Here is a 14,012-nt window from a genome sequence, read left to right on the forward strand (position 1 = left end):
AAGCGCGTCAGACGGTGCGCGTTTCCTGTTTGACGATGCGGCTCCTGCGCCCGTCGATGCCCACGGGGACATCGCCATGCACGGTCGCGCGGCGCACGACGCGATGCGCATCGCTGTAATCGGCCACTGCATAGTGCTGGGTCGCGCGGTTATCCCAGATCGCGACATCGCCTTGTGTCCAGCGCCAGCGCACGGTGTTTTCCAGCCGCGTGACGTGATCGTGGAAGAGTTCGATGAGCCGATCCGAATCGCGCTGCGACAGACCGATGAAGCGTTGCACGAAGTGCCCTAAAACAAGCGTCCGCTCGCCCGTTTCGGGATGCACGCGCACGACCGGATGCTCCGTCTCATAGAGCGTCGACGTGAACTGCTTGCGATACTCGCGCTCGGATTCCGTATCGGGCACGTTGCGTGTCGCGGCATAGTCGTAGGTGTTCGAATGCAGCGCCCAGAGCTTGTCGGCGAGATCGCGCAGCGCTTCCGGCAGATTCGCATACGCGGCGGCCGTATTGGCCCACACCGTGTCGCCGCCGGCGGGCGGAATCACCACGCCGCGCAGAATCGAAATCTTCGGATAGGCATCGACGAAGGTCACGTCCGTATGCCATGAGTTCGCGCGCGTGCCGTGCTTCGAATCGAGTTCGAGCAGGCGGCTGCCGGTCGAAAGCGAAGGCACCGTCGGATGCGCGACGGTCTCGCCGAAGCGCGCGGCGAAGGCTTCCTGCGCGGCGTCGTCGAGATGCGACTGTCCGCGGAAGAACAGCACCTTGTGTTGCAGCAATGCCTGATTGATCGCGCCGATGGACTTGTCGTCGAGATCGGCGGAAAGCGTCACGCCGCGCACTTCCGCACCGATGCGCCCGCCGATGGGGCGCACCTGAAACGGTTCATTCGACGTGGCGGGTTCGAGCGTGGATTCGGCGGCGAGCGTGGGGAGTGCGGACATCGAAAATCTCCGTGGGTTATGCGTCTGTCGGATGCTGGCCGCATTGAATGCGACGGAAACATTGAAGCATCGACAGGACGCTTAACCAACGAAGCGTTTCGACTATGCATATCGCTGCAGGGCCGCGATGCTTTCCCGCAGTTCCGCCTGCAATCGCGCCATCAGTTCGGCAGCGGGCAATTCACGCGCGAGCGCGGCGGCCTGTCCCGCCCATTGCGCGCCATAACCGAATTCGTTCTTTGCTTTTGCCGCCGCGTGCAATGCCTTGCCTGCATCGTAGGTGACGGGATAGGCCGGAATCGCAGGCGCTTCGTCGTCTCGCCCCAGTTCGGTGAACTTGTTCACGAGGCTGCGCGCCTGGCGTCCCGAGATCGCCGATGTGAACGTCGTATGTTCGGCTGCATCGCTCAGAATTGCGCGCCGATATCCCGCATCGATCGATGTCTCCGTGCACGGCACGAACGCGGTGCCGAGCTGCGCCGCCTGCGCGCCGAGCGCGAGCGCCGCCGCAATGCCCGCGCCGTCCATGATGCCGCCCGCCGCGATCACGGGCACATCGAACTTGCTCGCGATAAGACGCGTGAGTGCAAACGTGCCGAGGTTATCGTCGTCGGATTGAGGATCGAAGATGCCGCGATGCCCGCCCGCCTCGATGCCCTGCGCGACGATCGCATCCATGCCCGCCGCCGCCACTTGGTCCGCTTCGCGCAGATTGGTTGCGGACGCGATCAGCGTGATGCCGGCCTTGCGCAACGCATCGATATAGTCCTTCGACGGCAAGCCGAAGTGAAAACTCACGATCGCCGGCTTCTCTTCGACGAACACCGCGAGCATCGCTTCATCGACGACAAAGCTCGTATAGATCTCGCTCAACTTCGCGGGCGGCGTCGCGCCGTATTGCGCGAACACGGGCGCGAGCCAGTCGGTCCATGCTTGCTCGACGGCGGCATCGGCGCGCGCGGGCGCATGACAGAACACATTGATGTTGAACGGCTTGCTCGTGAGTTCACGCGTCTCGCGAATCACCTTGCGCGCGCCTTCCGCGTTCATTGCGCCGACGCCGAGCGAGCCGAGTCCGCCCGCGTTCGATACCGCCGCCGCGAGCGCGGGCGTGCTCACGCCTGCCATCGGCGCCTGAATGATCGGCGTGTCGATGCCGAGTCGCGAAGTCAATGCGTTCTTGCTCATGAATGTGCATCCTCTAAACGTTGCATGATTCAGCGCGTGCCGAGCTTCTCGACGACGAAGTCCACGAAAGCCCGCACGCGCGACGACAAGTGTCTGCCATGCGGATACAGCAGGATGAACGGCCTGCTGCATCCGCCGTAATCGCGCAGCACTTCGGTCAGCGTGCCCGCGCGCAATTCTTCCTCGACGGTGAAGCGGTAGATCTGGAAAAGGCCCGCGCCGTGACACGCGAGCGGAATGCCGGCGAGCGCATCGCCCGACGTGCCATAGCCGCCTTGCGTCGTGATTTCCAGCGGTTCGCCGTTCTGCATGAAGAGCCACGGCACAGGCCGTCCGGTGCTCGGCATCTCGAACTGGATGCATTCGTGCGCGAGCAGATCCTCGATGGTTTTCGGCACGCCCGCGCGCTTCAGATAAGCGGGCGACGCCACCACGACGAGTTCCGCGTCTTCGAGCTTGCGCGCGATCAGACCGGAATCGCGCGGTGCGCGGCCGCGTATCGCGAGATCGAAGCCTTCATCCGCGAAGTCGATGTTGCGGTTGCTCAGATGCGCTTCGACGGTGACATCGGGATAACGCTTTCTGAATTCGGCGAGCAACGGCAGCATGCGATAGTGACCGTAAGGCGTCGGCATGCTGATGCGCAGCACGCCTTTGGGCGTCGTCTGCTGACCGGTGGCTTCGCGTTCCGCTTCGGCAAGACGATTGAGTGCATCGCGACATTGCTCGAAGTAGCGACGGCCTGCATCGGTCAGTCGAATCTGGCGCGTGGTGCGCACGAAAAGCCGCACGTCCAGGCGTTTTTCGAGCCGCGCGACGGAACGGCTCACGGCGGCGGGCGTGACGCTCGCAGCGGTGGCCGCGAGCGTGAAGCTGCCGAGTTCGGCCGCAAGACAGAAGAGTTCGATGCTGCCGAGAAGAAGGTCGTCGAATTGCCGCTGCATTGTCGATGGACTTCGCGTCGTTGTCGGTGCATCTTCGCCGCTTGCCGCCGCAGGGTCAACCGACACCGCTTCAATTGAGTTGTGACGCGCGGGAACAGATCGGCGATGCAAGCCCGCAAAACAATCGCCCGCTTCTTCCGTGCAGGAAAAAGCGGGCGATATTCATGCGCTCGATGCACAGATGACGATCGATGCCTTACTTCGCGGTCGGCATCGCAAACTCGGCGCCCTTCTCCGTGCTTTCGGGCCAGCGCTGCATGATCGACTTCTGCTTCGTGTAGAAGCGCACGCCTTCTTCGCCATACGCGTGCATGTCGCCGAAGAGGCTGCGTTTCCAGCCGCCGAAACCGTGCCATGCCATCGGCACCGGAATCGGCACGTTGATGCCGACCATGCCCACTTCGATGCGCCGGCCAAATTCGCGCGCAATATGGCCATCGCTCGTATAGCATGCGACGCCGTTGCCGAACTCATGTTCGTTGACGAGATCGACCGCTTCGCTGAAGTCCTTCACGCGCACGCAGGCGAGCACCGGACCGAAGATTTCTTCCTTGTAGATGCGCATCTCCGGCGTGACGTGATCGAACAGCGTGCCGCCCGTGAAGAAGCCGTCTTCGTGGCCCGGCACCTTGAGGCCGCGGCCATCGACGACGAGTTTCGCGCCTTCTTCCACGCCCAGCGCGATATAGCCTTCGATGCGCTCCAGCGCCTGACGCGTGACGATCGGGCCCATTTCGGCATCGGCTTCCATGCCGTTCCTGATCTTGAGTTCCTGCGCGCGCTGCGCGAGACGCGGCACGATCTTGTCGGCGACATCGCCCACGAGCACGGCCACCGAGATCGCCATGCAGCGCTCGCCCGCGGAGCCGTAGCCCGCGCCGATCAGCGCATCGACAGCCTGATCGATATCCGCGTCGGGCATCACGACCATGTGATTTTTCGCGCCGCCCAGCGCCTGCACGCGCTTGCCGTGCTTCGCGCCGGTTTCGTAGATGTAGTTCGCGATCGGCGTCGAGCCGACGAAGCTGATCGCCTTCACTTGCGGATGCGTGAGCAGCGCATCGACGACGACCTTGTCGCCCTGCACGACGTTGAAGATGCCATCGGGCAGACCGGCTTGCTTGAGCAGATCGGCCATGAACAGCGACGCCGACGGATCGCGCTCGCTCGGCTTCAGGATGAACGCGTTGCCCGCCGCGATCGCGACCGGGAACATCCAGCACGGCACCATGCACGGAAAGTTGAACGGCGTAATGCCCGCGACGACGCCGAGCGGCTGGCGCGTCGTCCAGTTGTCCATGCCGGTCGAAACCTGCTCGGTGTAATCGCCCTTCAGCAGTTGCGGAATGCCGCATGCAAATTCGATCACGTCGATGCCGCGCGACACTTCGCCCTGCGCATCCGAGAACACCTTGCCGTGCTCGGCAGTGATGATCGCGGCGAGTTCGTCGCGATGCTTGTTCATCAGTTCGAGGAATTTCAGCATGACGCGCGCGCGGCGGATCGGCGGCGTGTCGCGCCAGGCCGGGAACGCGGCTTTCGCGCTCGCGACGGCGGCATCGACATCGGCGGCTTCGCCCAGCACGAGCTTGCGCGGGCGCTCGCCCGTCGCGGGATTGAACACCGGCTGCGTGCGCGTGGCCGAGCCATGCGTGCGCTCGCCGTGAATGTAATGGACCACGTCGGCGGTATCGTTGAACGCTTGCATGCTGTCTCCTCTCACGGACTGGTTTGGCGATTGACACAGTGTAGGAAGGGATGCGTCCCGTGCAAAGACGTTATGATTGAACTCATTGTTTATATCGGCAAACAATCGGCTGATGGACGAGCAAAAGATCGAAGGTCTCTGGACCCATTTGCACTGGCTCACCGTGCTCGCGGAGCAAGGCAGCTACACGGCGGCGGCCGCGCGCCTGAACGTGTCGAAAGCGGCGATGAGCCAGCGCATCGCCGAACTGGAGCGCGCGGCGGGCGTGCCGCTCGTCACGCGCACGACGCGCAGCGTGCGTTTCACCGAAGCGGGCCGCAGGCTCGTCGACGACACGCGCGGACAGTACGAACGCATCGCATCGAGTTTTCTTTCCGTGAAGGAATCGGCGGGCGTCGCGCGCGGATTGATCCGCGTGACCGCGCCGATGGCGTTTTCGCGGCAGCAGCTCGTGCCGCGCATGTCGGGATTTCTGCATGCGCATCCTGACGTGCGCGTGCAACTGGAGGCATCGGACCGATTAAGCTCGATCGCGACCGAAGGCTTCGATCTTGCGGTGCGACACAGCGCGCAAGTGCCGGATACGCACGTCGCGTGGAAGCTGTGCGACACGCATTCGGTGATCGTCGCGACGCGCGCCTATCTGAAGCGGCGCGGCACGCCCCTGACGCCCAACGATCTCGTTACGCACGATTGCCTCGTCTATCCGCGTCCGCAGGCATCGAGCATCTGGTCGTTTCAACGAAAAGGCGGGCGCAAAAGCAGCTCGACCGGCCCTTATACGCTCGCCGTCAACGGGCCTTTTGCCGCGAACAACAGCGAAGTGCTGCGCGATGCAGCGCTCGACGATCTCGGCATCGCGCTGCTGCCGGATTTCACCGCGCAGGCTGCGGTGCAGGCCGGAAAGCTCGTCGTCTTGTTGCCGGAGTGGCGTCCGGTCGGCGCTTTCGCCGATCAGCTTTTCGTCGTGCGGCCTTACGCGCCGCATGTGCCGCGCGCGGTCGCGCTATTCATCGGATATTTACGCGAGACGTTCGCGGGCGGCTTTCCGCTTTAGAACGGCAAAACGCGCCCGGTGAAACACGCGGGCGCGTTGTGCACGACTACTTCCTGCTTAGTGATGCGCGAATGTCGGGAACACGTCGGCTTGAGTCGCATTCACGCGAGCGCCCGATTGCGCCGAACCGTCCGCCACGCCGCCGTATCCGTTTTGCGCGGAGACGCGTGCTTCAGCGGCTTGAATGTCGGCGGGATACTTCGAGTCGCTGACGACGCCCGGGTTATAGCCGGCCTTTTCCAGTTGCACGATTTGTTCGCGGACTTCGGCGCGCGTCAAAGGCTGATTCGATTGCGCGAACGATGCGACAGGAGCGGCAAAGGCCAAGGCAACCGCTGCGATACCGATGAACTTGTTCATGATGCTTTCCTCCGTACAGAAGTTTTCGAGTGGCCGCTCACGCTGCGGTATTTGCTCGTTCGCGACCGTTGAACATAGTTTAGGTATCGCAGGCCCTAGGGTAAATACTTAAACGGCGAAATCACTTTTGGCGAAAAGCCGACTAATTCGGCCGCGCGCAACGGGAACCAATGCCCTTCGAATCGCCTATAACCAATGACAGGCGGCTGCCGCGTGCGGCTCATAGCACGAACGATCGTTTATTAAGGGGAATGACCTTGACACGAATCCTGGTGATCGGCGCAGGTTTCGCCGGTCTGTGGAGCGCGCTGTCGGCAGCGCGCAAGCTGAACGAACTCGGTCGCGCCGATGAAGCCGAAGTCGCCATCGTCAATCCGGTGCCCTTTCATAGCGTGCGGGTGCGCAATTACGAGCAACCGCTCGATCCGACGCTCGTGCAGCTCGACACCGTGCTCGGCCCGGCGGGCGTGCGGCTCATTCAGGCGAAGGCGACCGCGCTCGACAGCGCGAATCGCCGCGTGACGATCGAGCAGGACGGCGCATCCGAAACGCTCGACTACGAACGGATGATTCTCGCGGCGGGCAGCGTGCTCGTGCGTCCGCCGATTCCCGGCCTCGAACACTTTTCATTCGATGTCGATACCTACGCGGGCGCGTGCAAGCTGCAGGCGCATCTGCTGACGCTGCCCGCGCTCCCCGACACGCCTGCCCGCTATACGGTGGTCGTGGTCGGCGCGGGGCTGACGGGGATCGAGCTGGCGGCGGAGTTGCCCGCGCGCTTGCGCGAGATCGTCGCGGAGGGTGATCGCGACAAGGTGCGCGTCGTGATCGCGGATCGCTCGCCGACGATCGCGCAATCGATGGGCGGCGCGCAGCACGTCATCGAAGGCGCGTTAAAAACGCTCAATGTCGAGATGCGCCCGAACGTCACGCTCGAATCGCTCGATAGCCAGAGCGTCACGCTCCACGACGGCCACCGCAGCGAGCGTATCGAAGCAGCGACGGTCGTCTGGTGCGGCGGCATGCACGCGAACGCGCTCGCGGCGCAATTGCCGGTCACGCTCGATCCGCTCGGACGCGTGCCCGTCGATACGTTCCTGCGCGCGGAAGGCGTGCCGGGCGTGTTCGCGGCGGGCGATTGCGCGCGGATATTGATCGACGGCACGCGGCCGTCGGTGATGTCGTGCCAGCATGGCCGGCCGATGGGACGTTACGCGGGCAACAACGCCGTCTGCGATCTCTTCGGGCTGGAGATGCTGCCGCTATCGATCGACTGGTACACGACCATCTGCGATCTCGGGCCGTGGGGCGCGGTGTACACCGAAGGATGGGACAGGAAGCTCGTCTCGGAAGGCGAGACGGCGAAGGCGACGAAGCGCACCATCAACGGCGAGCGCATCTATCCGCCAAGAAGCGGCACGCGCGAGGACATCTTCCGGGCGGCGGCGCCCGTCGTGCAAACGCCGCCGCCTACCGAACGCGCGGACAAGTGACGAAGGCTTAGGCCTTCTTCACGGAGGCTTCGTAGATCTCGTCGATCGACTGTTCGAGCGTCTTGTCGAACTCGCTGTCGCTCATGTCCTTCTTCAGCTCGTTGATGAGCGCGCGCGAGAAGCTTGCGATCATGCCGTGGTTGAGCGCGAGCTTCTTGCACGCGTCGCTACGCGTATAGCCGCCCGACAGCGCGACGACCCGCACGACACGCGGATGCTCGATCAGCGGACGATAGAAATCCGCTTCGTCGGGGATGGTCAGCTTGATCATCACGTTGCTCGATTCCGGCAGCGCGTCGAGGCCCTTCAGCAGTTCGTCGCGCAGAAGCTTTTCCGCGCCCTTCTTGTCCGGGCTCTTGATCGAGACTTCGGGTTCGAGAATCGGCACGAGACCGTGCTTGATGATCTGCGCGCCCACTTCGAACTGTTGCTTCGCAACAGCGGCAATGCCCTTCTCGTCGGCCTGATGAATCACCGAGCGCATCTTCGTGCCGAAGATGCCGAGCTTCGCGGCACGCGCCAGAAGATCGTCGAGACCGGGAATCGGCTTCATGATCTGCACGCCGTCGGCTTCGGCTTCGAGGCCTTTGTCGACCTTCAGGAACGGCACCACGCCACGGTCTTCCCACAGGAACGTGGGAACGGGCTTGCCTTCGGCTTCACCGTCCATCGTGCGCTCGAACAGGATCGCGCCGATCACCTTCTTGCCCGTGAACGACGGCGCCGTGATGATGCGCACGCGCATTTCATGCATCAGCTTGAACATTTCGGCGTCGCCGTTATAGGCGTCGTCCGCAATGCCGTATTGCCGCAGCGCGCCGGGCGTCGAGCCGCCGCTCTGATCCAGAGCAGCGATGAAACCATCCTTCTCAGCCATTTGCGCGAGCATTTTTTCGTTAGCCACGAACATTTCCTCCTCGAAGTTCAAACACCAGACTTGTGCGCGCACAGTCCGGGCTTATGGTTCAGCTTCTGCAAGTGTAAAGGTTTTGACGGGCGCTCAAGTCGTGCAAATCCGCCATTTGCGCGCAAATGGGGCGATGCCGTGCGCTGACGCACTACCCGCGACAAGAAAACTTCAGGAAGGGGCGGAGTTGAGGTCGCCCGCGTTGCCGGATCGCCAGACGATGCCGAGCGCGCGACGCAGAAGCGACGGCGCGCGTTCGAAGTCCGCGGCCTTCGGCAATTGCGCATGATCGTTCGATGTGTCCGGCGCAGCTTCGAGCACTTCGAGCACTTCGGGCGCTGGAATGGGCGCGGGTGGCGCGAGTTTCTCGCGCGCGTCGGCGCAACGTTGATTGAGCACGCGGCGCATGTCAGGGCCGTCGATCAGCGCTTGCGCGGTCGCCATGCCGCGCTCGAATTGCAGCGCATAGGCGATATCGGTGAAATCTTCGTAGCGGCCGCTGTCGGCCAGCTCGTGCGCCAGTTCGAGCGTGCGCTGGCGTTTCCATGCATCGAGATCGTCGTGGGCCGTGCTCAAGATGTCCTCTTCTTCGCGATGAGGTGCTGAAGATGTTAGCCCGCGCCAAACGTTTTTCCGTTGTCGCGTCACAACAAGCAGACGAAAAGCGTTCGTGAAATCACACAAAAAGCGCTTGCCTAAAGCATTCGAATCGCGATAGCTCACGCTTGACAAGGCGCGCGCAAGGTATTTAATTCACTCACCCGCCTCCATCGAAAGTGGTGCGCGGCCGCCGACATCTCCTGTCTGCGCAGTGAAGCAGTTTCGACGTATTGGATGTTCGCTCCATGTGGAGCGCGATGTGCCTTTATCGGAGCCGCGTCATGAACCCGCTTTCAGGAAGTCCGGCACGCGTTGCCGCGCTCGTCGTCCCTTGCGCGCTCGCCGCGTTCATCGCCGGTTGCGGCGGTTCGGATTCCAGCGATACGTCCGTCCCCGATTCCATCACGCAGGTCATGAAAAAGCCCATGTATCAGGGCGCGACGTGGGCGCTGCGCGTCGTCGACGTGAATTCGGGCGATCTCATCTACGACATGAATTCGAACGCGCAGGTGTATGTCGCGTCGGTGCGCAAAGTGTTCTCGCTCGGCGCGGCGCTCGATCAGTACGGCGCGCAGCATCAGTTTCAGACGCCGGTGTATCGCATGGGTACCGTCGATGCAACCGGCACGCTCAACGGCAATCTCGTGCTCGTCGCGAGCGGCGATCTCTCGATGGGCGGGCGCACCAATGCCGACGGCACGCTCGCCTGGACCAACTTCGACCACAACGAAGCGAACAATCTCGGCAATGCGCAGATCACCGCGCCCGATCCGCTCGCGGGCTACAACTCGCTCGCGGCGCAGGTCGCGGCGTCGGGCATCAGGAAGATCAACGGCGAAGTCGTGATCGACGACCGTCTTTTCGATCCCTTCGACTTTCGCGGCGAATTCCAGTTGCGCTCGATCTTCGTGAATGACGATGTGGTCGACACGATCATCTCGCAAGGCAGCGCAGGCTCGGCGACGCCGGTGGATTACCGGCCGAAGTCATCGGCGTTCACGGTGCAGTCCACGCTGATGACGGCGGCCGCCGGCACCGCCGCGAAGATCACGGTCACGCCGACCGACCCGACCTGCTTCGGCTCGCTCGCCTGCACCGGCACACTGAGCGGCTCGATTCCGGCTGATTACGTGCCGCCGATCGTGCCGAGCTTCCCGGTCATCCGCACGTTCCGCATCACCGCGCCGCAGAACTACGCGCGCACGGTGCTCATCGAGGCGCTCGCGCGCGCGGGCGTGACGGTCACGGCGTCCGCGGTCGCGAACAATCCGCAGCAGTTGCTGCCCGCGAAGAACGCGTATTCCGCCGATACCCGCGTCGCGCAGCTCACGTCGCAGCCGTACAGCGAATATTCGAAGTGGATTCTGAAGGTGAGCTACAACATCGGCGCGGACACGAGCCTCATGCTCTTCGCCGTCGCGAACAACGGTTCGACCACGCTCCAGTCCGCGCTCGCGGCGGAGAACGCAAAGCTTTCGAGCGCGCCGTTCAATGTGCCGATGACCCAGACGCATTTCATCGACGGCAGCGGCGGCGGCGAAACGACGGCGACGCCTGTCGCGGTCATCGCGATGTTGCGCGCGATGAACGGCCGTCCGGCTTTCCCGGCGTATCTGGATTCGCTGCCGTTCCTCGGCGTCGACGGCTCGCTCGCGAGCACGACCGACTTCGAAAGCGACGCGACGCTCGCGGGCGCGAAAGGCAAGGTCTACGCGAAGACGGGGACGTATGTGACGGGCACCGAGAACCCCGACGGCACCGCGACGACCACGCTGAAGGGACAGGCGCTGGCGGGTTACATCGACGCGAAGAGCGGCCGGCGGCTCGCGTTCGCGCTGGTCGTGAACAATGTGCCGATCACCGACGTGCCCGACATCATCAACGTCTTCAACGACCAGGGCACGATCGCGGCGAATATCTGGAAGCTGCAGTAAGCCGCTTTCGGCTTACCAGGCGCCGGCGAACGCCAGCACCGCGCGATTGAACGCGCCGGGGCTGGCGACGTTCATCCCGTGCGACGCACGCTCGATGGTCTGACGCTGCGCGAACTCGATCCACTCCTCGAGCTTCTCGACGTTGTTGCGGAACATGCGCGGGCTTTTCTCGCCGTCGATCAGCAACGTGCGGCACTTGATGTCGCGCGCCGCTTCGCGCGTGTACGCGGGCAACGGGTCGCGGAATTGCTTGGGCAGCGTGAGCGCGTTGTCGAGCGCCATGCGACGGAAATCGTCCGTGCTCTTCTTCCAGAAGCCCGGCATGCTGACCGAATCGACGAACATTTCGAGGCCGCGATCGAATTCGCCCTGTTCGATCAATTCGGCGACGCGCGTGCGCAGCGCATTGGTCGCGGGCGGCAGCGCGGCGGGCGCCGCTTGCGGCGCGGTTTGCAGCGGACCGCCCGGATCGGCGAGCGTCAGCGTCTTCACGTGACGCGGATACTCGCGCGCCAGATGAAACGCGACGCAGCCGCCGCGCGAATGCCCGACGAGATGCACCGGCGCGAGATCGAGCGATTCGATGAACTCCGCCATTTCCGCGACATGCGCTTCCCAGCCGAATTCGCCCTGCACGAAGGCATCGACGGCGGGCCAGTAATGCGACAGGCTCGGCACGATCACGCGAAAATGCTTCGCGAGCGGCAGGATTTGCGCGCTCCAGTAGCGGTAATCGCACAGCGAACCGTGCACGAGGACGAGCGGTTCGCCCTCGCCGCACTCGACATACGGCACGGAAATGCCCGATTTCGTCGTGGCGAACGACGGTTCAGGCAGGCCTTGCACAGCGGTGAGAACGGAGAGATCGGTTCGCGCGTTCATGAGTAAGCTCCTTGGATGCGACTATGCGCCGCGCCAAAGCAAAAGAAAAACGCATAATTTTGATAGAATCGTTCAGATTTTCTGATAGCAAACGGTCGTTCACCATGAAAGCGCTCGATCTGGACGTTCTCTCGATGATCATCGCCGTCGCGGACACCGGCAACATCAGCCGCGCGGCGGAGCTCGTGCATCGCTCGCAATCGGCGGTCAGCATGCAGATCAAGACGCTGGAAACCGCGCTGGGCAAGGCGCTGTTCGTCCGCAAGCCGCGCAGCGTGGTGCCGACGCAGGACGGCGAAGTGCTCCTCACCTACGCGCGCCGCATGATCGCGCTGCGCGACGAGGCGTGGGCGGCGGTCGTGCGGCCGGATGTGACCGGGCGCGTGGTGATCGGCGTGCCGGACGATTACGCGTCGTCGCTTTTTCCGCCGATTCTGAAGAAATTCTCGGCGACGTATCCGAAGGTCGAGATTCAGGTCGTCGGCCTGCCGAGCCTCGCGCTCGCGCCGATGGTGAAAGACGGCACGGTCGATCTCGTCTGCGCGACGCGCGTAAAAGGCCTCTCGGGCGAATTCCTGCGTCACGAGCCGATGGTCTGGGCCGCCGCGCCCGGCACCGAAATCTGGAAAGAGCGGCCCTTGCCGATCGCCGTGTTCCTGCCGGGCAGCGTCGCGCGCGAGAACGCGATCCGCAGCCTGGAGCGTGCGCGCATCGGCTATCGAACGTCGTACGAGAGTCCGAGCCTGCTCGGTTTGCTGACGATGGCGGAAGCCGGTCTCGCCGTGACGCCGCTCGCGAAGTGCGCGGTGCCGTCACATTTCACGCTGCTCGGGCCGGCGCAAGGTCTGCCCGATATCGGCACGCTGGAAGTGGTGCTGGCGCGCAGCGCGGCCTCGAAACGGCCGCCGTGCGACTTTCTCGCCGAACGCATCATGGCCGAGCTGCGGCGCTGATTGCGGCTTCTATCGCCCGCACGCGGCGCGAGGTCCACGCGCGCAGCATGCCGTTCGATGCCACCATCGGCAAGGACGCCGCCATGATCCGGTACACGTCGTTGCGGCGCACCTTCGAGACGTTCTGCGGATCGAGCCACGCGTCGTTGCGCGCGAGCAGCACGAGCGTATCGAGGCCGATCATGATCGGCCAGAGACAGGCGAGACGCAGACGGATCGCGCTCGATGGAATCGCGAGCGTGTAATCCACCGCGTCCTGAAACAGCGCGATCGACGTGCGCAGCAAGTCGAAGAGCACGGGCCGCGCGCGCGCCGACGTTTCCGGCCGCAGCAAGTCTTTCGGCGTCAGGCCGTGACGCGCGAGCATCGATTCGGGCAGATAGCATCGGCCGATGCGCAAATCCTTCGCGCAGTCGCGCAACACGTTGGTCATCTGCAGCGCCTTGCCGAAGCGCACGCCGAGCGCGAGCATCGTCTCGGGCGCGGCCTTCAGCGTGCCGGGCATGTGCGCGTACGTCATCTTCGTCCAGAATTCGCCGACGCAGCCCGCGACGAGATACGTGTACCGGTCCAGCTCGTCGAATTCCCGCAGCGCGACGATCTCGCCGGATGTCTCGTCGGGAAACGTGCGCAGATCGAACTCCATGCCGGTCGAGAGCGTCGTGACGATATCGCGCACGGCGGCCCGATCTTCCGCGCCGAGCTGCGGCAGGATCGCGAGCGCCGCACCGAGCGATTCGAGCAGCGCGCGTTCATCGGGCTGCGCCTGCTGGCCCGCGACTTCGCCCGCGATGCGCGCGAGCGCGCCGTCGTCGGGTGCGCCGTTGACTTGCGCGCGCAACGAAAGCAGCAGTTCCAGCCGGCGCTGCGGCGAGATCAGCGACGTATCCGCGATCGTATCGGCGGCGCGCGCGAGCAGGTACGCGAGCCCGACGGGATCGCGCATGCCCGTCGGCAAAATGCGCAGCGTGAGATAAAACGACCGCGACACGCTCTTGAGAAGCGGGCCCAGCAGGAAGGCCCGGGGCGAATTGTTCATG

At 63.8% G+C, this 14,012-nt stretch carries 13 protein-coding genes; 4 read left to right on the top strand and 9 right to left on the bottom strand.

Annotated features, from left to right (window positions below; genetic code table 11):
• Window positions 1–7: 7 nt before the first annotated feature.
• The 4 genes from AWB76_RS06620 to AWB76_RS06635 form a co-directional block, all read right to left on the bottom strand.
• Complete coding sequence (locus AWB76_RS06620) at window positions 8–946, bottom strand: TauD/TfdA dioxygenase family protein (RefSeq protein WP_061159318.1); 939 nt, start codon at window positions 944–946, stop codon at window positions 8–10.
• 102 nt (window positions 947–1,048) lie between these two features.
• Window positions 1,049–2,134, bottom strand: a complete 1,086-nt coding sequence (locus AWB76_RS06625; RefSeq protein WP_061159319.1) for an NAD(P)H-dependent flavin oxidoreductase — start codon at window positions 2,132–2,134, stop codon at window positions 1,049–1,051.
• A gap of 29 nt (window positions 2,135–2,163) precedes the next feature.
• Window positions 2,164–3,078 (bottom strand): LysR family transcriptional regulator, encoded by a 915-nt coding sequence (locus AWB76_RS06630; protein ID WP_061159320.1) that lies wholly within the window; start codon window positions 3,076–3,078, stop codon window positions 2,164–2,166.
• 196 nt (window positions 3,079–3,274) lie between these two features.
• On the bottom strand, window positions 3,275–4,786 hold the full coding sequence (locus tag AWB76_RS06635; RefSeq protein ID WP_061159321.1) for a CoA-acylating methylmalonate-semialdehyde dehydrogenase: 1,512 nt from the start codon (window positions 4,784–4,786) through the stop codon (window positions 3,275–3,277).
• A 112-nt stretch (window positions 4,787–4,898) separates the two neighbouring features.
• On the opposite strand from AWB76_RS06635, the gene AWB76_RS06640 reads away from it, so the two are divergent.
• Window positions 4,899–5,843 (top strand): LysR family transcriptional regulator, encoded by a 945-nt coding sequence (locus AWB76_RS06640; protein ID WP_061159322.1) that lies wholly within the window; start codon window positions 4,899–4,901, stop codon window positions 5,841–5,843.
• A 57-nt stretch (window positions 5,844–5,900) separates the two neighbouring features.
• Here AWB76_RS06640 and AWB76_RS06645 read toward each other — a convergent pair whose 3' ends face one another.
• Window positions 5,901–6,203: a DUF4148 domain-containing protein gene (locus AWB76_RS06645; protein WP_061159323.1), complete on the bottom strand. Its 303-nt coding sequence runs from the start codon at window positions 6,201–6,203 to the stop codon at window positions 5,901–5,903.
• 257 nt (window positions 6,204–6,460) lie between these two features.
• On the opposite strand from AWB76_RS06645, the gene AWB76_RS06650 reads away from it, so the two are divergent.
• The gene (locus tag AWB76_RS06650) at window positions 6,461–7,696 is read left to right on the top strand and encodes an NAD(P)/FAD-dependent oxidoreductase (protein ID WP_208606541.1); all 1,236 of its coding nucleotides are present in this window, start codon (window positions 6,461–6,463) and stop codon (window positions 7,694–7,696) included.
• A gap of 7 nt (window positions 7,697–7,703) precedes the next feature.
• Here the strand turns inward: AWB76_RS06650 and AWB76_RS06655 are convergent, their stop codons facing one another.
• On the bottom strand, window positions 7,704–8,600 hold the full coding sequence (locus AWB76_RS06655; RefSeq protein ID WP_061159439.1) for a fructose bisphosphate aldolase: 897 nt from the start codon (window positions 8,598–8,600) through the stop codon (window positions 7,704–7,706).
• A gap of 174 nt (window positions 8,601–8,774) precedes the next feature.
• Window positions 8,775–9,179: a hypothetical protein gene (locus tag AWB76_RS06660; RefSeq protein WP_061159325.1), complete on the bottom strand. Its 405-nt coding sequence runs from the start codon at window positions 9,177–9,179 to the stop codon at window positions 8,775–8,777.
• Window positions 9,180–9,484: 305 nt separating this feature from the next.
• Here AWB76_RS06660 and dacB point away from each other — a divergent pair, with 305 nt between their 5' ends.
• The gene (gene dacB / locus AWB76_RS06665; protein WP_061159440.1) at window positions 9,485–11,137 is read left to right on the top strand and encodes a D-alanyl-D-alanine carboxypeptidase/D-alanyl-D-alanine endopeptidase; all 1,653 of its coding nucleotides are present in this window, start codon (window positions 9,485–9,487) and stop codon (window positions 11,135–11,137) included.
• Window positions 11,138–11,149: 12 nt separating this feature from the next.
• On the opposite strand, the gene AWB76_RS06670 is transcribed toward dacB, so the two are convergent.
• Window positions 11,150–12,019: an alpha/beta fold hydrolase gene (locus AWB76_RS06670; RefSeq protein WP_061159326.1), complete on the bottom strand. Its 870-nt coding sequence runs from the start codon at window positions 12,017–12,019 to the stop codon at window positions 11,150–11,152.
• 104 nt (window positions 12,020–12,123) lie between these two features.
• Between AWB76_RS06670 and AWB76_RS06675 the strand changes: the two genes are divergently transcribed.
• Window positions 12,124–12,972 (top strand): LysR substrate-binding domain-containing protein, encoded by an 849-nt coding sequence (locus tag AWB76_RS06675; protein ID WP_061159327.1) that lies wholly within the window; start codon window positions 12,124–12,126, stop codon window positions 12,970–12,972.
• Here the strand turns inward: AWB76_RS06675 and AWB76_RS06680 are convergent.
• The gene (locus tag AWB76_RS06680) at window positions 12,950–14,011 is read right to left on the bottom strand and encodes a phytoene/squalene synthase family protein (RefSeq protein WP_061159328.1); all 1,062 of its coding nucleotides are present in this window, start codon (window positions 14,009–14,011) and stop codon (window positions 12,950–12,952) included. The two genes, AWB76_RS06675 and AWB76_RS06680, sit on opposite strands and share 23 nt — an antisense overlap.
• Between the last annotated feature and the right edge of the window lies 1 nt (window position 14,012).

The organism is Caballeronia temeraria (assembly GCF_001544795.2).
GTDB classification, from domain to species: Bacteria; Pseudomonadota; Gammaproteobacteria; order Burkholderiales; family Burkholderiaceae; genus Caballeronia; species Caballeronia temeraria.

Excerpts from the sequence above, each read along its gene's own strand:
- AWB76_RS06620 (WP_061159318.1), bottom strand. The coding sequence starts at position 946 with ATGTCCGCACTCCCCACGCTCGCCGCCGAATCCACGCTCGAACCCGCC.
- AWB76_RS06625 (WP_061159319.1), bottom strand. The coding sequence starts at position 2,134 with ATGAGCAAGAACGCATTGACTTCGCGACTCGGCATCGACACGCCGATC.
- AWB76_RS06630 (WP_061159320.1), bottom strand. The coding sequence starts at position 3,078 with ATGCAGCGGCAATTCGACGACCTTCTTCTCGGCAGCATCGAACTCTTC.
- AWB76_RS06635 (WP_061159321.1), bottom strand. The coding sequence starts at position 4,786 with ATGCAAGCGTTCAACGATACCGCCGACGTGGTCCATTACATTCACGGC.
- AWB76_RS06640 (WP_061159322.1), top strand. The coding sequence starts at position 4,899 with ATGGACGAGCAAAAGATCGAAGGTCTCTGGACCCATTTGCACTGGCTC.
- AWB76_RS06645 (WP_061159323.1), bottom strand. The coding sequence starts at position 6,203 with ATGAACAAGTTCATCGGTATCGCAGCGGTTGCCTTGGCCTTTGCCGCT.
- dacB (WP_061159440.1), top strand. The coding sequence starts at position 9,485 with ATGAACCCGCTTTCAGGAAGTCCGGCACGCGTTGCCGCGCTCGTCGTC.
- AWB76_RS06670 (WP_061159326.1), bottom strand. The coding sequence starts at position 12,019 with ATGAACGCGCGAACCGATCTCTCCGTTCTCACCGCTGTGCAAGGCCTG.
- AWB76_RS06675 (WP_061159327.1), top strand. The coding sequence starts at position 12,124 with ATGAAAGCGCTCGATCTGGACGTTCTCTCGATGATCATCGCCGTCGCG.
- AWB76_RS06680 (WP_061159328.1), bottom strand. The coding sequence starts at position 14,011 with ATGAACAATTCGCCCCGGGCCTTCCTGCTGGGCCCGCTTCTCAAGAGC.